The organism is Burkholderia sp. Bp8994 (assembly GCF_003853805.1).
GTDB lineage: Bacteria > Pseudomonadota > Gammaproteobacteria > Burkholderiales > Burkholderiaceae > Burkholderia.
Genome location: NZ_QTQH01000018.1, coordinates 119,194 through 137,631, shown reverse-complemented (window position 1 = coordinate 137,631; position 18,438 = coordinate 119,194). Strand labels below are relative to the sequence as shown.

General features: G+C 67.3%; 19 protein-coding genes and 1 tRNA gene. 13 read left to right on the top strand and 7 right to left on the bottom strand.

All coding sequences use genetic code 11. The features are described from left to right. Positions 1 to 9 precede the first annotated feature (9 nt). Together rapZ and DIE04_RS20870 are read left to right on the top strand one after the other, a co-directional pair. Entirely contained in the window at positions 10 to 918 is a 909-nt protein-coding gene (gene rapZ / locus DIE04_RS20875) for an RNase adapter RapZ (RefSeq protein WP_124520748.1), read from the top strand. A gap of 26 nt (positions 919 to 944) precedes the next feature. Further along, positions 945 to 1,580: an LON peptidase substrate-binding domain-containing protein gene (locus tag DIE04_RS20870; protein ID WP_124486506.1), complete on the top strand. Its 636-nt coding sequence runs from the start codon at positions 945 to 947 to the stop codon at positions 1,578 to 1,580. Positions 1,581 to 1,700: 120 nt separating this feature from the next. Here DIE04_RS20870 and mutY read toward each other — a convergent pair whose 3' ends face one another. Both mutY and mutM read right to left on the bottom strand, forming a co-directional pair. Further along, positions 1,701 to 2,807, bottom strand: a complete 1,107-nt coding sequence (mutY, locus tag DIE04_RS20865; RefSeq protein ID WP_124486507.1) for an A/G-specific adenine glycosylase — start codon at positions 2,805 to 2,807, stop codon at positions 1,701 to 1,703. A 37-nt stretch (positions 2,808 to 2,844) separates the two neighbouring features. After that, positions 2,845 to 3,672, bottom strand: a complete 828-nt coding sequence (gene mutM / locus DIE04_RS20860) for a bifunctional DNA-formamidopyrimidine glycosylase/DNA-(apurinic or apyrimidinic site) lyase (protein ID WP_044847468.1) — start codon at positions 3,670 to 3,672, stop codon at positions 2,845 to 2,847. A gap of 86 nt (positions 3,673 to 3,758) precedes the next feature. Here mutM and DIE04_RS20855 point away from each other — a divergent pair, with 86 nt between their 5' ends. From DIE04_RS20855 to hisC, 8 genes are all read left to right on the top strand, one after another. Continuing rightward, positions 3,759 to 5,582 carry a tetratricopeptide repeat protein gene (locus DIE04_RS20855; protein ID WP_124486508.1) on the top strand — a complete coding sequence of 608 codons (1,824 nt, stop codon included), beginning with the start codon at positions 3,759 to 3,761 and terminating at the stop codon, positions 5,580 to 5,582. Then, positions 5,582 to 6,202 carry a lipoprotein insertase outer membrane protein LolB gene (gene lolB / locus DIE04_RS20850; protein ID WP_124486509.1) on the top strand — a complete coding sequence of 207 codons (621 nt, stop codon included), beginning with the start codon at positions 5,582 to 5,584 and terminating at the stop codon, positions 6,200 to 6,202. The genes DIE04_RS20855 and lolB overlap by 1 nt, the downstream gene beginning before the upstream one ends. 27 nt (positions 6,203 to 6,229) lie before the next feature. Further along, the gene (ispE, locus tag DIE04_RS20845; RefSeq protein ID WP_124520746.1) at positions 6,230 to 7,111 is read left to right on the top strand and encodes a 4-(cytidine 5'-diphospho)-2-C-methyl-D-erythritol kinase; all 882 of its coding nucleotides are present in this window, start codon (positions 6,230 to 6,232) and stop codon (positions 7,109 to 7,111) included. A gap of 53 nt (positions 7,112 to 7,164) precedes the next feature. After that, positions 7,165 to 7,241, top strand: a tRNA-Gln gene (locus DIE04_RS20840). A 44-nt stretch (positions 7,242 to 7,285) separates the two neighbouring features. After that, positions 7,286 to 8,248, top strand: coding sequence for a ribose-phosphate pyrophosphokinase (locus DIE04_RS20835; protein WP_044847472.1), 963 nt, complete (start codon positions 7,286 to 7,288; stop codon positions 8,246 to 8,248). 162 nt (positions 8,249 to 8,410) lie between these two features. Continuing rightward, on the top strand, positions 8,411 to 9,019 hold the full coding sequence (locus DIE04_RS20830) for a 50S ribosomal protein L25/general stress protein Ctc (protein ID WP_044847489.1): 609 nt from the start codon (positions 8,411 to 8,413) through the stop codon (positions 9,017 to 9,019). A gap of 119 nt (positions 9,020 to 9,138) precedes the next feature. After that, on the top strand, positions 9,139 to 9,738 hold the full coding sequence (pth, locus tag DIE04_RS20825) for an aminoacyl-tRNA hydrolase (RefSeq protein WP_044847473.1): 600 nt from the start codon (positions 9,139 to 9,141) through the stop codon (positions 9,736 to 9,738). 130 nt (positions 9,739 to 9,868) lie between these two features. Further along, positions 9,869 to 10,936 carry a histidinol-phosphate transaminase gene (gene hisC / locus DIE04_RS20820; protein ID WP_124520744.1) on the top strand — a complete coding sequence of 356 codons (1,068 nt, stop codon included), beginning with the start codon at positions 9,869 to 9,871 and terminating at the stop codon, positions 10,934 to 10,936. A gap of 88 nt (positions 10,937 to 11,024) precedes the next feature. Here hisC and DIE04_RS20815 read toward each other — a convergent pair whose 3' ends face one another. The 3 genes from DIE04_RS20815 to rsmD all read right to left on the bottom strand — a co-directional run bounded on the left by DIE04_RS20815 (position 11,025) and on the right by rsmD (position 12,574). Next, complete coding sequence (locus tag DIE04_RS20815; protein ID WP_124520742.1) at positions 11,025 to 11,291, bottom strand: YfhL family 4Fe-4S dicluster ferredoxin; 267 nt, start codon at positions 11,289 to 11,291, stop codon at positions 11,025 to 11,027. A gap of 59 nt (positions 11,292 to 11,350) precedes the next feature. Next, positions 11,351 to 11,848, bottom strand: a complete 498-nt coding sequence (gene coaD, locus DIE04_RS20810; RefSeq protein ID WP_044847476.1) for a pantetheine-phosphate adenylyltransferase — start codon at positions 11,846 to 11,848, stop codon at positions 11,351 to 11,353. A 111-nt stretch (positions 11,849 to 11,959) separates the two neighbouring features. Next, entirely contained in the window at positions 11,960 to 12,574 is a 615-nt protein-coding gene (gene rsmD / locus DIE04_RS20805; RefSeq protein WP_124520740.1) for a 16S rRNA (guanine(966)-N(2))-methyltransferase RsmD, read from the bottom strand. 202 nt (positions 12,575 to 12,776) lie between these two features. Between rsmD and ftsY the strand changes: the two genes are divergently transcribed. After that, positions 12,777 to 13,943 carry a signal recognition particle-docking protein FtsY gene (gene ftsY, locus DIE04_RS20800; RefSeq protein WP_124520738.1) on the top strand — a complete coding sequence of 389 codons (1,167 nt, stop codon included), beginning with the start codon at positions 12,777 to 12,779 and terminating at the stop codon, positions 13,941 to 13,943. 104 nt (positions 13,944 to 14,047) lie between these two features. Here ftsY and maiA read toward each other — a convergent pair whose 3' ends face one another. Beyond that, positions 14,048 to 14,692 carry a maleylacetoacetate isomerase gene (maiA, locus tag DIE04_RS20795; RefSeq protein WP_044847479.1) on the bottom strand — a complete coding sequence of 215 codons (645 nt, stop codon included), beginning with the start codon at positions 14,690 to 14,692 and terminating at the stop codon, positions 14,048 to 14,050. Positions 14,693 to 14,889: 197 nt separating this feature from the next. Here maiA and ybiB point away from each other — a divergent pair, with 197 nt between their 5' ends. Then, positions 14,890 to 15,864 carry a DNA-binding protein YbiB gene (gene ybiB, locus DIE04_RS20790; protein ID WP_124520736.1) on the top strand — a complete coding sequence of 325 codons (975 nt, stop codon included), beginning with the start codon at positions 14,890 to 14,892 and terminating at the stop codon, positions 15,862 to 15,864. A 395-nt stretch (positions 15,865 to 16,259) separates the two neighbouring features. Further along, positions 16,260 to 17,906, top strand: a complete 1,647-nt coding sequence (leuA, locus tag DIE04_RS20785; protein WP_124486516.1) for a 2-isopropylmalate synthase — start codon at positions 16,260 to 16,262, stop codon at positions 17,904 to 17,906. Positions 17,907 to 18,048: 142 nt separating this feature from the next. Here leuA and DIE04_RS20780 read toward each other — a convergent pair whose 3' ends face one another. Further along, entirely contained in the window at positions 18,049 to 18,432 is a 384-nt protein-coding gene (locus DIE04_RS20780) for a nuclear transport factor 2 family protein (protein ID WP_124520734.1), read from the bottom strand. Positions 18,433 to 18,438 lie beyond the last annotated feature (6 nt).

Sequence of the window (18,438 nt, the reverse complement as noted above, 5' to 3'; positions counted from 1 at the left end):
CTGCTTCCCATGCGCATCGTCCTCATCACCGGCATCTCCGGCTCAGGCAAGTCCGTCGCGCTGAACGCGCTCGAAGACGCAGGCTACTACTGCGTCGACAACCTGCCGCCGCACGTGCTCCCCGAACTCGCCCGCTACCTGGCCGACGGCGGCCAGCACCGGCTCGCGGTCGCGATCGATGCGCGTTCGAGCGCATCGCTGGACGAAATGCCCGGCCTGATCCGCTCGCTGTCGCTCGAGCACGATGTCCGCGTGCTGTTCCTCAACGCAAGCACGCAGGCGCTGATCCAGCGCTTCTCCGAAACGCGCCGGCGCCACCCGCTGTCCGGCTCGCCGTCGCACGACGCGAACGTCGGACTGCTGTCGTCGCTCGAGGAAGCGATCGAGCGCGAACGCGAGCTGGTCGCGCCGCTCGCAGAATTCGGCCACCAGATCGATACGAGCACGCTGCGCGCGAACGTGCTGCGCACGTGGGTCAAGCGCTTCATCGAGCAGAAGAACAACGACCTGATGGTGATGTTCGAGTCATTCGGCTTCAAGCGCGGCGTGCCGCTCGATGCCGACCTGATGTTCGACGTACGCGCGCTGCCGAACCCGTACTACGACCATGAGCTGCGCCCGCTCACCGGGCTGGACCAGCCGGTCATCGCCTTTCTCGACGCACTGCCGATCGTCCACCAGATGATCGACGACATCCATGCGTTCCTGATGAAATGGCTGCCGCACTTTCGTGAAGACAACCGCAGCTACCTGACCGTCGCCATCGGCTGCACGGGCGGTCAGCATCGCTCGGTGTTCATCGCGGAAACGCTCGCCGCGCGCCTCGCGCACGATGCGAACGTGATCGTGCGGCATCGTGACGCGCCGGTGGATGTCGACGCGTCGTCGCGGCTCGTCACCGAGGTCGAACGACCTTAGCGACACCGCCCTCTCGCCGGCGCGCCATGTCCACCCTATCGACCACCCTGATCGACCTACCGCTGTTTCCGCTGCATACGGTGCTGTTCCCCGGTGGCTTGCTGCCGCTCAAGGTATTCGAGGCGCGCTATCTCGACATGTCGCGCGCGTGCCTGCGCGACGACGCGCCGTTCGGCGTGTGCCTCCTGAAGAGCGGGCCCGAAGTCGCGCAGGACGGCGCCGTGTCGGTGCCCGAGACGATCGGCTGCATGGCGCGCATCACCGAGTGCGACACCGGCGAATTCGGGATGCTGTACCTGCAGGCGATCGGCACGCAGCGATTCGAGTTGCTGTCGTATCGCGTCGAAAGCAACGGGCTGCTGGTCGGGATCGCGGAGCCGCTGCCCGACGACATCCCGCTCGAAGGCGAACAGGCGCTCGCACAATTCGGCTCGTGCGCCGAGGTGCTCGAGCGCATCATCGAAGCGCTGAAGAAGTCCGAACCGGACAAGATGCCGTTCGGCGAACCGTTCCGCCTCGACGACCCGAGCTGGGTGTCGAACCGACTCGCGGAACTGCTGCCGCTCGACCTGCGCGCACGGCAGAAGCTGATGGAGTTTCCGGATGTCGGCGCGCGGATCGACGCCGTGCACCACGTGCTCGACCGGCACGGCTGGCTGTAAGGCGCGGCCGGCCAGCCGCGTCGCACCGGCGTCGCCGGGCGGATCATCCTGACGGGCGAGCCGACCGCGTCGGCGCGGCACTTCCGTAAGCACGGCCCGCGCCGCGCCCTTTCCCCATCGTTACAGCAACGACCCGCTCAGCGCATCGAGCAGCTTGCGCACGGGCGCCGGCACGCCGTACGCATCGAGCCCGGCGAGCGGCACCCACGCCGTCTCGGCATCCCGTGCATGCGCAAGCGGAAGGCCGCCGTTCGTCATGTCGCTCAGCCGCGGCTCGATCTCGAGCCGGAAATGCGTGAACGTGTGCGTGAACGGCGCGAGCGGCACCGGGCCGCCGCCGCCGAAGCCACGCGCGAGTTCCGCGAGCGCCGCGTCGCCGTCCGCCTGCGGCAGGCACCACAGGCCGCCCCAGATGCCGGCCGGCGGACGCCGTTCGAGCAGCACGGCGTCGCCGTCGCGCAGCACGAGCATCCAGGTCTTGCGCGTCGGTACGGCCTTCTTCGGCCGCGCGGCCGGCAGTTCGCGCTGGCGGCCCGTGGATTGCGCGACGCAGTCGCCCGCGAACGGGCAGCGCGCGCAATCCGGCTTGCCGCGCACGCACAGCGTCGCGCCGAGATCCATCAGCCCCTGCGTATAGGCACTCACGTCGGCCGCGTTCGCGGCATCCGGCAGCAGCGATTCGGCCAGCGCCCACATGTCGTTCTCGACGCGCTTCTCGCCCGGAAAGCCCTCGACGCCGAACACGCGCGCCAGCACGCGCTTCACGTTGCCGTCGAGGATCGTCGCGCGTGCACCGTATGCGAACGACGCGATCGCCGCGGCCGTCGAACGGCCGATGCCGGGCAGTTCGGCGAGCGCTTCCGGCGTCGACGGGAATACGCCGCCATGCTCGGCGACGACGACCTGCGCGCAGCGGTGCAGATTGCGCGCGCGCGAGTAGTAGCCGAGCCCGGCCCACAGCGCCATCACGTCGTCGGACGGCGCGGCCGCGAGCGCAGCGACGTCGGGAAAGCGCTCGAGAAAGCGCGTGTAATACGGGACGACGGTCGAGACCTGCGTCTGCTGCAGCATGATTTCCGACAGCCAGATCCAGTAGGGATCGCGGGTGTTCTGCCACGGCAGGTCGTGGCGGCCGTGCTCGCGCTGCCAGGCGATCAGTCGCGTGGCGAACGTGCGATGCAGCGGCGTGACGGGGAACGGAGCGGGGGCGATGCGGGGCGGCTTCAAGTGTTCGAATCTTCGGAAAAAGGTTGCAACGCGGGGCTCAACGCTGGCAGGTCGGGCAGTAATAAGTCGAACGCTGACCCTGCACGATCTGGCGGATCGGCGTGCCGCAGACGCGGCAAGGCAGCCCCGCACGGTCGTAGACGAAGCAGTCGAGCTGGAAATAGCCGCTTTCGCCGTTGCTGCCGACGAAATCGCGCAGCGTACTGCCGCCGCGCTCGATCGCGTCGGCGAGCGTCGCGCGCACCGCGTCGGCCAGCCGCTCATAGCGCGGCAGCGACACCTTGCCGGCCGCGGTCGTCGGCCGGATGCCCGCGCGAAACAGGCTCTCCGACGCATAGATGTTGCCGACGCCGACGACCATGTCGCCCGCGAGCAGCGCCTGTTTGACCGACACCGTGCGGCCGCGCGTGCGTGCGTGCAGCAGCGCGCCGGTGAACGCCGGCGAGAACGGCTCGACGCCGAGGCTCGCGAGCAGCGGATGCGCATGCACGTCGCCGGCTTCGCGCGGGTGCCACAGCACGGCGCCGAAACGGCGCGGATCGCGGAACCGCAGCACGAATTCGTCGAAGATCCAGTCGATGTGGTCGTGTTTCGCAGCCACCGGCACGCCGGCCGCGGGCAGCACGCGCAGCGTGCCCGTCATCCCGAGATGGACGATGAACCAGCCTGCGTCGACCTCGAACAGCAGATACTTGCCGCGACGCTCGACGGCGAGCACCTCGCGCGCGCGCAACTGCTCGGCGAGCCCCGCCGGCACGGGCCAGCGCAGCATCGCGGTACGGACGTCGACACGCTCGACGCGGCGGCCCGCGACAAAGGGCTCGATGCCCCGGCGCGTGACTTCGACTTCTGGCAACTCTGGCATGTTCTACGGGTCTGAAACTCGATTCACGATCGTGCGTGTATTGTAGCGAGCGCGTTACAATCGGTTGAAACATCGAACGGATTTCCATGACCCTGCCCTCGAAGCTGCTTCTGAAGCGCCCCGCCGCCGAGCGCGGCGTGCGTGCCTTCCCGGTCCGCCGTGCGCTCGGCGCCGCGCTGTTCGCCGCCTGGACCCTCACCGCCATCCCGGCTCACGCGCAGGATCCGGCATCGGACGACGCGGAGCCGCAGGGCGCGTTCGAGCACGTGATGCCGGACGAGCAGAAGAATCTCCCGGGCGTGCCGCTGACGAGCCAGATCGTCTACCAGGTACTGGCCGCCGAAGTCGCGCTTCAGCGCAACCAGCCGGCGCCGGCCTACCAGACCTACCTCGCGCTCGCCCGCGACACGCGCGATCCGCGCATGGCGCAGCGTGCGACCGAGATCGCGCTCGGCGCGCAAAGCCCGGCCGACGCGCTGTCCGCGGCCAATCTCTGGCGCCAGTACGCACCGGATTCGAACCGCGCATCGCAAGTCGACGCCGCGCTGCTGGTGCTCGCCGGCAAGCCGGCCGACGCGCAGCCGATGCTCGCGCGCGAACTGGCCCGCGCGACCGGCGAAACGCGCGGCCCCGCGATCCTCGCGCTGCAGGCGCTGCTGGTGCGCGGCGCGGACCGCGTCGGCGGCCTCGCGGTGCTGAAGGACATGCTGAAGAACGACATGAACCGTCCCGAGGCGCAGCTCGCGATCGCGCGGCAGCAGCTCGCGGTCGACGACAAGGAAGGCGCCGCGCAGTCGCTGAAGCAGGCGCTGCAGATCCGCCCCGACTATCTGCCGGCGGCGCTGATGCTGTCGCAGATGGGGCCTGCCGAGCGCGCAGCCGGCATCACGTCGTTCGAGAAATATGTTCAGCAGAATCCGAAGTCGCGCGATGCGCGCCTCGCACTGTCGCAGCTCTACCTCGCCGACGACCGCCTCGACGACGCGCAGAAGCAGTTCGAGACGATGCGCAAGCTCGACGCGAAGGACCCGACGCCGCTGATGGCGCTCGCGCTGATCAAGATCCAGCAGAAGAAACTCGACGACGCGAACGCATACCTGAAGCAGTACGTGCAGCTCGGCAACAAGCAGCCGAACCTCGACGTCGGCCAGGGCTACATCTACCTCGCGCAGATCTCGATCGAACAGGGCAATGACGCGCAGGCGTCGCAATGGCTCGACAAGGTCGACCAGACGAGCCAGCACTACCTGCCCGCGCAGATCACGCGCGCGCAGCTCCTGCAGAAACAGGGCAAGACCGACGAGGCCCGCAAGGTGCTCGACGACCTGCCGATCAGCGATCCGCGCGATGCGGCCGTGGTCGCACGCACCGACGCGTCGATCCTGTTTACCGCGAAGCGCTATCCGGAAGCCGAGGCGCGACTCGCGCAGGCAGTCCAGGACTTCCCGGACGATCCCGACCTGCGCTACGACTACGCGATGGCCGCCGAGAAGACGGGCCACTACGCGGCAATGGAAAAGCAGCTGCGCGAGCTGATGCGCACGCAGCCCGACAACCCGCAGGCGTACAACGCGCTCGGCTATTCGCTGGCCGATCGCAACCAGCGCCTGCCCGAAGCCAGCAAGCTGATCGACAAGGCGCTGTCGCTCGCGCCGAACGACGCGTACATCATGGACAGCCTCGGCTGGGTGAAGTACCGGATGGGCGACGCGGCCGGCGCGGCGAAGGTGCTGCGGCGCGCGTACGAGCTGCAGCCGAACGCCGAGATCGGCGCGCACCTCGGCGAAGTGCTGTGGAAGAGCGGCGCGCAGGACGACGCGCGCACCGCGTGGCGTGCCGCGCAGAAGCTCGAGCCCGACAACGACACGCTCGTGCAGACGCTCAAGCGCCTGCAGATCAACGGCCTCTGATGCGGATGTTCCCGATGCTTTCCCTGTCTTCCCGCGCGCTGCGCACGCTGGCCGCGGCCGGCGCCGCGCTCGCGCTCGCCGGCTGCGCGAGCACGCCGCCGGCGGCGAATGCGCCGGCGGGCGCCGTGCTGCAAACGGCCGCGACGCACGCGTACCACGGCCGTTTCGCGGTGCAGTACAACGATCGCCTCGGCCGACCGCAGAACGTGTACGGCAACTTCGACTGGCAGGAGTACGGCGACGACGTGTCGCTGGAGCTGCGCAGCCCGCTCGGCCAGACGCTCGCGGTCGTGAAATCGACACCGCAGGCCGCGTCGCTCGAACTGCCGAACCGCCAGCCGCAATACGCGACGGACGTCGGCGAGCTGATGCAGAACACGCTCGGCTTCTCGCTGCCGCTGGCGGGCCTGCGCTACTGGCTGCTGCCGACGCCCGCGCCCGCGACGCCCGCGCAGACGGTGCGCGACCCGGCCGACACGACGCACGTCAAGCAGATCCGCCAGGACGGCTGGACGATCGACTATCTCGCCTACGCGGACGCACCGGCCACGGGCGTCAAACGCGTCAACCTCGTGCGCGCGACGCCGCCGCTCGACATCAAGCTCGTGCTCGACCAGTAAGCACGTGAACCTAGCCCCGACATACGCATGACCGATTCGATCCGCTCGCTGCGCAACTGCCTTGCGCCCGCGAAACTCAACCTGTTCCTGCACATCACCGGCCGCCGCCCGAACGGCTATCACGATCTGCAGAGCGTGTTCCAGCTGCTGAACTGGGGCGACACGCTGCATTTCACGCTGCGCGACGACGGTCGCGTCGCACGCGTCACCGACGTGCCGGGCGTGCCCGAGGAAAGCGATCTCGTCGTGCGCGCGGCCAACCTGCTGAAAACGCACACGGGCACCGCGGCCGGCGTCGACATCGAGATCGACAAGCGCCTGCCGATGGGCGCGGGCCTCGGCGGCGGCAGCTCCGATGCGGCAACGACGCTGCTCGCGCTGAACCGTCTGTGGCAACTGAACCTGCCGCGCGCGGAACTCCAGTCGCTCGCGGTGAAACTCGGTGCCGACGTTCCGTTTTTTGTTTTTGGAAAAAATGCGTTCGCAGAGGGTATCGGAGAAGAATTAGCTGAGGTAGAATTGCCGACTCGCTGGTTTTTGGTTGTGACGCCGCGAGTTCATGTCCCCACCGCTGAAATTTTTTCAGACGAGTTGTTGACAAGAGATACAAAGCGAGTCACAATTACAGACTTTCTTGCACAGCAAAACAGCGATGCGGGATGGCCAGATAGCTTCGGCCGGAACGATATGCAGCAAGTTGTGACAAGTAAGTACGCGGAAGTTGCGCAGGTGGTCAAATGGTTGTATAATGTGACCCCCGCGAGGATGACCGGCTCCGGAGCAAGCGTGTTTGCAGCGTTTCATAGCAAGCACGAGGCAGAAGCGGCGCAAGCCAGGCTGCCCACCGGTTGGAACGGTGCAGTTGCCGAGAGCCTGAACGAGCATCCGCTCTTCGCTTTCGCGTCATGAAGTTTTGCTTTGCCGGATGGCCTACAAGTCCGGTGAAGTTATCAGTTGAGTGTAGGGGAGTCGCCAAGTTGGTCAAGGCACCGGATTTTGATTCCGGCATGCGAGGGTTCGAGTCCTTCCTCCCCTGCCAAAAATTTTCCCGCATTTCCCGCCTAAGCCTGAAGCAGGTGCACGATGAGCAGCCACAGCCATGATGGCTTGATGGTCTTTACTGGCAACGCGAATCCCGCGCTCGCCCAGGAAGTCGTCAATATCCTTGGAATCCCCCTCGGCAAAGCAATGGTCAGCCGTTTCTCCGACGGTGAGATCCAGGTCGAGATCCAGGAAAACGTGCGCGGCAAGGACGTCTTCGTCCTGCAATCCACGTGCGCGCCGGCCAACGACAACCTGATGGAACTGATGATCATGGTCGATGCGCTCAAGCGCGCATCCGCCGGCCGGATCACCGCTGCCATCCCCTACTTCGGCTATGCCCGCCAGGACCGCCGCCCGCGTTCGGCGCGCGTCGCGATCTCGGCGAAGATCGTCGCGAACATGCTGGAAATCGCCGGCGTCGAGCGGATCATCACGATGGATCTGCACGCCGACCAAATTCAAGGCTTCTTCGACATCCCGGTCGACAACATCTACGCAACGCCGATCCTGCTGGGTGACCTGCGCAAGCAGAACTACTCGGATCTGCTCGTCGTGTCGCCGGACGTCGGCGGCGTGGTCCGCGCCCGGGCACTCGCGAAGCAACTCAACTGCGATCTCGCGATCATCGACAAGCGTCGCCCGAAGGCGAACGTCGCCGAAGTGATGAACATCATCGGTGAAGTCGAAGGCCGCACCTGCGTGATCATGGACGACATGGTCGATACGGCCGGCACGCTCTGCAAGGCCGCGCAAGTGCTGAAGGATCGCGGTGCGAAGCAGGTGTTCGCGTACGCGACGCACCCCGTTCTGTCGGGTGGTGCCGCCGAGCGTATCGCCGCATCGGCACTCGACGAGCTGGTCGTCACCGATACGATCCCGCTGTCGGCCGAGTCGCTGTCCTGCTCGAAGATCCGCTCGCTGACGAGCGCGAGCCTGCTGGCAGAAACGTTCTCGCGGATTCGCCGCGGCGACTCGGTGATGTCGCTGTTCGCGGAATCCTGATCGCGGAACGACACGATATAGCATGCGCAGAAAGCGAAGCGGCAACGCTTCGCTTTTTGCACAATCGGACGGGATAGACGAAACCCCGTCCGTTTCATCGGGGGCCGCCATTTCGCCGGCCCCGTTTTACTGCCTGGTCGCGGGCAGCAAATGGAGAATCACATGAAAGTCGTCGCTTTCGAGCGCCAACAGCAAGGTACGGGTGCGAGCCGCCGCCTGCGCAACGCCGGTAAGACCACGGGTATCGTCTACGGTGGCGAAGCAGCCCCGCAAAAGATCGAACTGGATCACAACGCGCTGTGGCACGCCCTGAAGAAGGAAGCCTTCCACTCGTCGATCCTCGACCTGGAAGTCGCTGGCCAGTCGCAACAGGTTCTGCTGCGCGACGTGCAATACCACCCGTTCAAGCAACTCGTGCTGCACGTGGACTTCCAGCGCGTCGACGCGAAGAAGAAGCTGCACACGAAGGTGCCGCTGCACTTCCTGAACGCTGAAGTCAGCCCGGCAGTGAAGCTGTCGAGCGCAATCGTCTCGCACGTCGCGACGGAAATCGAAGTCGAGTGCCTGCCGTCGGCTCTGCCGGAATTCCTCGAAGTCGATCTGTCGAAGATCGAAGCAGGTCAGTCGCTGCACGCGAAGGACATCGCACTGCCGAAGGGCGTGACGCTGGTCGCGCACGTCGACGCGGAAAACCCGGTTGTCGCATCGGCGACGGTCCCGGCTGGTGCCGTGTCGGACGCAGCAGGCGAAGGCGAAACGCCGGCTGCCTAAGCGGCTGCCCACGCGCCATTCGATCCGTTTCGCGAAACGGTCGATGCAACCCGCCGCGGCTTGCCCGGCGGGTTTTTCTTTTTCTGCGCCCAGGCGGGCGCTGCCGCCTACGAAACGTCATGATCAAACTGATCGTCGGCCTCGGCAATCCCGGGGCGGAATACACCGCGACGCGCCACAACGCCGGCTTCTGGCTGATCGACCAGCTCGCCCGCGAAGCCGGCACGACGCTGCGCGACGAGCGCCGCTTTCACGGCTTCTACGCAAAAGCGCGCCTGCACGGCGAGGAAGTCCACCTGCTGGAGCCGCAAACCTACATGAACCGCTCCGGCCAGTCAGTCGTCGCGCTCGCGAATTTCTTCAAGATCCTGCCCGACCAGATCCTCGTCGCCCACGACGAACTCGATCTGCCGCCCGGCACCGTGAAGCTGAAGCTCGGCGGCGGCAGCGGCGGCCACAACGGCCTGAAGGACATCTCCGCGCATCTGTCGTCGCAACAGTACTGGCGCCTGCGCATCGGCATCGGCCATCCGCGCGACCTGATTCCGGAAGGCGCGCGCGCCGGCGCGAAACCCGACGTCGCGAACTTCGTGCTGAAGCCGCCGCGCCGCGAGGAGCAGGACGTGATCGACGCATCGATCGAACGCGCGCTCGCCGTGATGCCGATGGTCGTCAAGGGCGAACTCGACCGCGCGACGATGCAGCTGCATCGCAACTGAACCCGCGCTGCACCGGTGCGGTGCAATGTGCCGCCCGGTTGCGCCGGGCAGCCCCGTCCTGCCGCGCAATTGCGCACTGCAACGCCCACATGCGGTAATCTGGTCGTTTTTGCCCGTCAGGAGCCAAGCGGTGAGCCGTTACTGGAGCGACGTCGTTCAGCAACTCGTGCCTTACGTGCCGGGCGAACAGCCCGCGCTCGCACACCCCGTCAAGCTGAACACCAACGAGAATCCCTATCCGCCTTCGCCGCGCGTCGTCGCGGCGATCGCACGCGAACTCGGCGATACCGGCGACACACTGCGCCGCTACCCCGATCCGCTCGCGCGCGCACTGCGCGAGACGGTAGCGGCCCATCACCGCATCAAGCCCGAACAGGTCTTCGTCGGCAACGGCTCCGACGAAGTGCTCGCGCACGCATTCCAGGCCCTGCTCAAGCATGACCGGCCGCTGCGCTTTCCCGACATCTCGTACAGCTTCTACCCGACCTACGCGCGCCTGTATGGCGTAGAGACTGCGATCGTGCCGCTCGCGGACGACTTCTCGATCCGGGTCGAAGACTATCTCGACGACGCGGGCGGCGTGCTGTTCCCGAACCCGAACGCGCCGACCGGGCGCGCGCTGCCGCTCGCGGACATCGAGCGGATCGCGGCCGCGAACCCGTCGTCTGTCGTGCTGATAGACGAGGCGTATGTCGATTTCGGCGCGCAATCCGCGATCACGCTGATCGACCGCCATCCGAACCTGCTCGTCGTGCACACGACGTCGAAGGCGCGCTCGCTCGCGGGCATGCGCGTCGGCTTCGCGTTTGGCGATGCCGCGTTGATCGACGCACTGAACCGCGTGAAGGACAGCTTCAATTCCTATCCGCTCGACCGGCTCGCGCAGGCCGCGGCGCAGGCGGCATACGAAGATACCGACTATTTCGGCGCGACCTGCCGGCGCGTGATCGACAGCCGCACGCGGCTCACGCACGCGCTCGAGGCGCTCGGTTTCGACGTCGTGCCGTCGGCCGCGAACTTCGTGTTCGCGCGCCATCCCGCGCACGATGCGGGCACGATCGCGGCACAGCTAAAGGATCGGGAAATTTTCGTGCGGCACTTCCGGGCGCCGCGCATCGACCAGCACTTGCGCATCACCGTCGGTACCGACGCCGAATGCGACGCGCTCGTCGCGGCATTGCGCGAGCTGATCGGCTGAAACGGTAGCGGAAGCTGAAACGGAACCGGCGCCGAACGGCGCCGGCCGAGGAAATCGTGACGTCGAGACGCGCGACGTCAGCAGGGCGTCACCGCACGTCGTCGCCCTTCGCGGCGGTCAACGCGTGATACTTCGCCATCAACTGCGCGTGCGATTCGTCGTGCTGCGGATCGCGCGGAATGCATTCGACCGGACACACCTGCTGGCACTGCGGCTCGTCGAAATGGCCGACGCACTCGGTGCACTTGTTCGGGTCGATCACGTAGATATCCGGGCCCATCGAAATCGCGCCGTTCGGGCACTCGGGCTCGCACACGTCGCAATTGATGCACTCGTCGGTAATCATCAAAGACATACTGATCTCACTTCTTCAGGCCGGCGGCCGGCTTCACGACGAAACCGGCCGGCGCCGCGTCACGCGGCCGGGCCTCCCATCGCAGTGACTTTCTCGGTCAGCCACTTCTCGACGGACGGGAACACGAACTTGCTGACATCGCCGCCCAACTGCGCGATTTCGCGCACGATCGTCCCCGAGATGAACTGGTACTGATCGGACGGCGTCATGAACATCGTCTCGACGTCGGGCAACAGATAGCGGTTCATCCCCGCCATCTGGAACTCGTATTCGAAATCGGACACGGCACGCAGGCCGCGCACGATCACGCGCGCGTTGTTGATGCGGACGAAATCCTTCAGGAGGCCCGTGAAACTCATGACCTTCACGTTCGGATAATGACCGAGCACCTCGTTCGCAATCGTCAGACGTTCTTCCAGCGAGAAGAACGGCTTCTTCGCGCGGCTGTCGGCGACACCCACCACCAGCGTATCAAAAATGCTCGACGCACGCCGCACGAGGTCTTCGTGCCCGCGCGTCAGCGGATCGAACGTACCGGGATACACGGCGACTACCATGTCGCTCCTCCTGTCATCACGCAAACGGGGTGGCAGCCGTGCGACGCGCACGCCACTGCCGAGATGGGCATGCGTCGCCTTTGCCGCGCGCCGCCTCGTATGGAACGCGCATTATTCATCATTTTCGCGCCGCAGCAAATGATAGTGAACCGCACCGGCCTTGCCGTGCTTCACCATCTGCCAGCCGGCCAGTGCGTCGTGCGCGGCCGGGTCGAGCTCCGCCCCCGTTTCGACGTACAGCGCACCATCCGGCGAGACGAGCGGCGCCGCCAGCGCGATCGAGCGGTCGAGCACGGCCGGCTCGCCGAACGGCGGATCGAGGAACACGACGTCGAACGCGCCCGGGGTCAGCCCGGCCGCGAGCCGCAGCGCGTCGGCTTCCGCGACCTCGACCGAGCGTGCGCCGAGCTTGTCCTTGATCGCGCGCAGCTGCTGCGCCGCGCGCGGGTGGCGCTCGACCATCACGACGCTCGTCGCGCCGCGCGACGCGGCCTCGAAGCCGAGCGCGCCGGTGCCCGCGAACAGGTCGAGGCAGCGCCGGCCTTCGAGATCCTGGCCGAGCCAGTTGAACAGGGTCTCGCGCACGCGATCGGGCGTCGGCCGCAGGCCGTCGAGATCGAGCACGGCGAGCGGCGTGCGTTTCCAGTCACCGCCGATGATGCGGATCGTGTGCGGCTTGCCGCGGCCGGCGGGGGCCGCCGGGCGGCCGGAAGAGGAACGGGACATACGGAATATCGACAACGGAGGGAACGGGTGCGCACGCGGGCGCACCGCCAAACAGGCGCACGTTACCACAGCGGCGGCACCGACTGACGCGAGTGCCTCGCCGCACTGATAAAATGCACGGTTTCGGCCGTCGTGCGCACGCGCGCCGGCCTCTCCGGCGCTCCGCCCTGGCGGCGCCCCGCCCTCTTCCCGACGTCAGACCATGTTCAGCTTCTTCAAACGATTCAAGAAAACGCAGGAGCCCGACTCCGCGGAATCGCAATCAGCCGACGCGCCGCAACCGGACGAGCCGTCCGACGCGCCCGCGCCCGCCCCCGAGCCCCGCCGGGCGGTCGAAGCACCGCAAGCGCCCGCGCAACCGCGACAGGCCGCGCCGGCCGTCGTGATGACGGTCACGCCGACCAACGACGGCAGCGACGAAGTCGTCGAGGCGGTCGAGATCGTGCCGCCGCCGACGCAGGACGCGTCCGCGAAGAAGTCGTGGCTCGCGCGCCTGAAGTCGGGGCTCGCGAAGACGGGCTCGAGCATCACCGGCGTGTTCGTCAACACGAAGATCGACGAGGATCTGTACGAGGAGCTCGAAGCCGCGCTGCTGATGTCCGACGCCGGCGTCGACGCGACCGAGTACCTGCTCGGCGCGCTGCGCGAGAAGGTGCGCGCGGGCCGGCTGACCGATCCGCAGCAGGTGAAGGGCGCGCTGCACGACCTGCTCGTCGAACTGCTGACGCCGCTCGAGAAGTCGCTGATGCTCGGTCGCGCGCAACCGCTCGTGATGATGATCACGGGCGTGAACGGCGCGGGCAAGACCACCAGCATCGGCAAGCTCGCGAAGCACCTGCAGAGCTTCGACCAGTCGGTGCTGCTGGCCGCGGGCGACACGTTCCGCGCGGCCGCGCGCGAACAGCTGGCGGTCTGGGGCGAGCGCAACAACGTGACGGTCGTCCAGCAGGAAAGCGGCGATCCGGCCGCGGTGATCTTCGACGCGGTCAGCGCCGCGCGCGCCCGCAAGATCGACGTGATGATGGCCGACACGGCCGGCCGCCTGCCGACGCAGCTGCACCTGATGGAAGAGCTGAAGAAGGTGAAGCGCGTGATCTCGAAGGCGCACGACGGCGCGCCGCACGAGGTGCTGCTCGTGATCGACGCGAACACGGGCCAGAACGCGCTCACGCAGGTGAAGGCCTTCGACGAAGCGCTCGGCCTCACGGGCCTGATCGTCACGAAGCTCGACGGCACCGCCAAGGGCGGGATCCTCGCCGCGATCGCGCGGCAGCGCCCGGTGCCCGTCTACTTCATCGGCGTCGGCGAGAAGGTCGAGGACCTGCAGCCGTTCAACGCAGTGGAATTCGCGGACGCGCTGCTCGGCTGAACGCCGCCGGCCCGCATCGCACGGGGCGCCTTCGGGCGCCCTTTTTACATGCGCGGCCGGAAGCCGTCAGCCGGAAGCCGGCGGCCCCGCGACGTCATTCGATGTCATTCGGCGTCGGGCTGCACGCCAGGCTCGGCGGCCTTGAACGCATCGAGCGTCGACGCATGATCTGCGATCCGCTGGATCGTCGGAAAGCGCGTCGTGTCGATCGAGAAACGGTTCGCGTTGAACACCTGCGGCACGATGCAGATATCGGCGAGCGTCGGCGTGTCGCCGAAGCACAGCTTGCCGGTGCGCGGATCGCTCGCGAGGCGCGTCTCGAGCGACGCGAAACCCGCCTCGATCCAGTGCCGGTACCATTCGTTCTTCGCTTCCTCCGGCACCTTCAGCGTGTGCTTCAGGTATTTCAGCACGCGCAGGTTGTTCAGCGGATGGATCTCGCACGCGACCTGCAGCGCGATCGCCCGCACATACGCGCGGTCGACCGGCGCCTTCGGCAGCAGCGCGGGTTCGGGATGCGTTTCCTCGAGATATTCGATGATCGCGAGCGATTGCTGCAGCGTGGCATCGCCGTCGATCAGCGTCGGCACGACGGCATCCGGATTCACCGCGCGATACGCGTCCTTCAGTTGCTCGCCGCCGTCGCGCAGCATGTGCACGGGGACCGTGTCGAACGGCAGCTGCTTCAGGTTCAGGGCGATCCGCACGCGGTACGACGCGGAACTGCGGAAATAGCTGTAAAGCTTCATGGGTGTCTCTCTGTTGGTCGTATTCGGCCGGTAACGGCGCCTGCAGCGCACGCACGGCACCGCCGGGAACCCGAGTTTAGCGCGCCGCGCGGCGGTGGCGCGCAGCCGCGCTTGGGCGAGCCGCGCCCATGCGATACTCGGGGCATTCCTTACCGCTCACCGCGCGGCCCGATGCCGGCCGCCCGCCCCACGCCCCGATGACCGCTCCCCACGACTCCGCCGCCTCGCCGTTCCCCTGCGCCCGCTTCATCAAGGAAATCGGCCGCGGCCCGAACGGCGCACGCGCGCTGTCCGCCGAAGACACGTTCGAGCTCTATCGCGCGATGCTCGACGCGCGCGTGTCGGACGTCGAACTCGGCGCGATCCTGATCGCGTATCGCCTGAAGGGCGAAAGCGCCGACGAACTGTCCGCGATGCTCGCCGCCGCGCAGGCGTCGTTCGAACCGGTGCACGTGCAGGACGCCGCCTTCCGCCCGGTGTCGATCCCGAGCTACAACGGCGCGCGCAAGCAGCCGAACCTGGTGCCGCTGCTCGCGCTGCTGCTCGCGCGCGAAGGCGTGCCGGTGCTCGTGCACGGCGTCGAACGCGATCCGGGCCGCGTGACGAGCGGGGAGATCTTCTCGGCGCTGTCGATCGCGCCGTCGAAGTCGCACGACGCGATCGAGGACATGCTCGCGGAGCGCCGCGTCGCGTTTGCGCCGATCGACGCGCTGGCGCCGCGCATCGCGCGTCTGCTGGCGCTGCGCGGCGTGCTCGGCGTGCGCAACTCCACGCACACGCTCGTGAAGATCCTGCAGCCGTTCGCGCCGGCCGGGCTGCGGCTCGTCAACTACACGCATCCGCCGTACCGCGACAGCCTCGCGCAACTGTTCCGCGATCATCCGGACGCCGCGCGCGGCGGTGCGCTGCTCGCGCGCGGCACCGAAGGCGAAGCGGTGGCCGACACGCGGCGCCAGGTGCAGGTCGACTGGCTGCACGACGGCATGTGCGACACGCTGATCGAGCCCGAGCGCTCGTCGAGCGACGCACCGCCCGTCGCGCTGCCCGAATCGCGCGACGCGGCGACCACGGCCGCGTGGACGGACGCCGTGCTGCGCGGCGAAGTTCCGGTGCCGGACGCGCTTGCGCGGCAGGTCGACACGATCGTGCGGATCGCCCGGATCGCACCCTGACCGGCATCCCGGGCCGGCGTGCTGTCGCGCCGGCCTTTTCAACCGACCATTTGACACGCACCCGCATCCTGGCATAGAGTTGTCGCCATGCGTTCCTTTCCGAACACCCTCCGAATTACCTCCGGCCGCCTAGCGCGGTCGCTATCGCTACGACTAGCCTAAGGCTGTCTTAGCGCCGTGTGCTGTCCGCACGGTCCCTCCCTGCAGTTCCTCGCAGCACCCTTCTCGCAGTTTTTACAACCCGAAGTCGTCAGCATTCGTCCGTCTATCCGTCGGTCGATTCGCGAAGATCATCCGCATCCGCAGCGCGTTTCCGGCGCCACGGTGCGAGGCAGCGCCTACCGTCGCCCATGCCGCCCGTCTTCGCTCGCGACTTGAGACCCGAGGTCCAGAAGATGAAGCGCAACCCGCAAGACAAGTATCGTCCGTTCGAACCCGTCCGCATCAATGGCCGCCGCTGGCCGACCCGCACCATCGAGCGTGCGCCGGTCTGGATGAGCACCGACCTGCGCGACGGCAACCAGTCGCTGATCGAGCCGATGAGCATCGAACAGAAGCTGGAGTTCTTCGACATGCTGGTCGCGATCGGTTTCAAGGAGATCGAAGTCGGGTTTCCGTCGGCGTCGCAGACCGACTTCGATTTCGTCCGCAAGCTGATCGACGAGAAGCGGATCCCCGACGACGTGACGATCGAAGTGCTCGTGCAGTCGCGCGAAGACCTGATCGCGCGCACCTTCGACGCGCTCGACGGCGTGCCGCGCGCGATCGTGCACCTGTACAACGCGATCTGCCCGTCGTTCCGGCGCATCGTGTTCGGGATGTCGAAGGACGACGTGAAGGCGCTCGCGGTCGAGGGCACGCGACTCATCAAGGAACACGCGGCGGCCCGCCGGGACACGCACTGGACCTATCAGTACTCTCCTGAAACCTTCAGCATGACCGAGCTGACGTTCGCGCGCGAAGTATGCGACGCGGTCGCGCAGGCGTGGCGTCCGACCCGCGATCACAAGATGATCGTCAACCTGCCGGCGACCGTCGAAGCCGCGAGCCCGAACGTGTTCGCCGACCAGATCGAGTGGATGGACCGCAACCTCGCGTATCGCGACAGCATCGTGCTGTCCGTGCATCCGCACAACGATCGCGGCACCGCGGTCGCCGCCGCCGAACTCGCGCTGCTCGCGGGCGCCGACCGCATCGAGGGCTGCCTGTTCGGCAACGGCGAGCGCACCGGCAACGTCGACCTCGTCACGCTCGCGCTGAACCTCTATACGCAGGGTATCGACCCGGGCCTCGATTTCTCCGACATCGACGCGGTGCGCCGCGTGGTCGAGCGCTGCAACCAGATTCCGGTGCATCCGCGCCATCCGTACGCGGGCGACCTCGTGTTCACCGCGTTCTCCGGCTCGCACCAGGACGCGATCCGCAAGGGCTTCGCGCAGCAGCGCCCGGACGCGGTGTGGGAAGTGCCGTACCTGCCGATCGACCCGGCCGACCTCGGCCGCAGCTATGACGCGGTGATCCGCGTGAACAGCCAGTCCGGCAAGGGCGGCGCGACGTTCCTGCTCGAACGCGGGATGGGCTTCACGCCGACGCGCCGCGTGCAGATCGAATTCAGCCACGCGGTGCAGACGCTCGCCGACGCATCCGGCGAGGAAGTGACCGGCGACGCGATCTGTGCGCTGTTCGCGCGCGAATTCTTCGAGACCGACGGCCCGGCCGCGCGCCACGGCAACGGGGCGCGCTGGCAGAACCGCGACATCGCGAGCGCGCCGCCGGCCGATGCGACGCCCGAAGACGCCGTGCAGCGCATGGCCGCGGCCTTCGCGACGGCAGCCGGCGCGACGATCGACGTCGCCTCGTGCGAGCACGCGCGCACGACGGACGGCCGGATCGCGGTATCGGTCGGCTGCCGGGTCGGCGACGCGCCGCTGCGGCATGGTGTCGGGGTGCACGACGACGCGGCGAGCGCCGCGCTCGATGCGGTCGTCAGCGCGATCAACCGCTCGGCCTGGCATTGCGCCGACCGCCGTGCGGCGGCCTGACGGCAGGCTTCGCTTCAGGGTTCGAACGTCAGCGAGCGGTGCGTGACCGCCCGTGCGCCGCGCGATCCGCGCCGCACGGGCCAATGAAAAGCGGCCCAGAAGGCCGCTTCGGTCGGGACATGAAAAGGAGCGCCAGGCGCGCTCATGTCTCGGTCGCGCACCGCGTCGCCTGCCACGCGAGCAGGCGCCAGTGGCCCTGCTCATGCGTGTGGACGGCCGTATAGGCGATCGGAAACACCAGCCCGCCGTTGTTCGTTTCCATCTCGATCAACGCGCGCCCGGTGACGACGCAGGTCGCGTCGCCGACGGGCAGCAGGTCCTGCGACTGGATTTCGATCTGGCGATAGCGGCGGCGGCCGGCGACGATGGCGTCGATGAACTGCTGCTTGGTTTCGCGTTTGCCGTTGGTGTGCACGAAGAACACCTTGTCCGACAATTGCGCGTCGAGCGCCTCGCCGTCTCCGTCGACCATCGCCCGGAACCGATCGCGCTCGAGCGCGCGAACCGCATCGACCACCTTCGCCATCGCCTG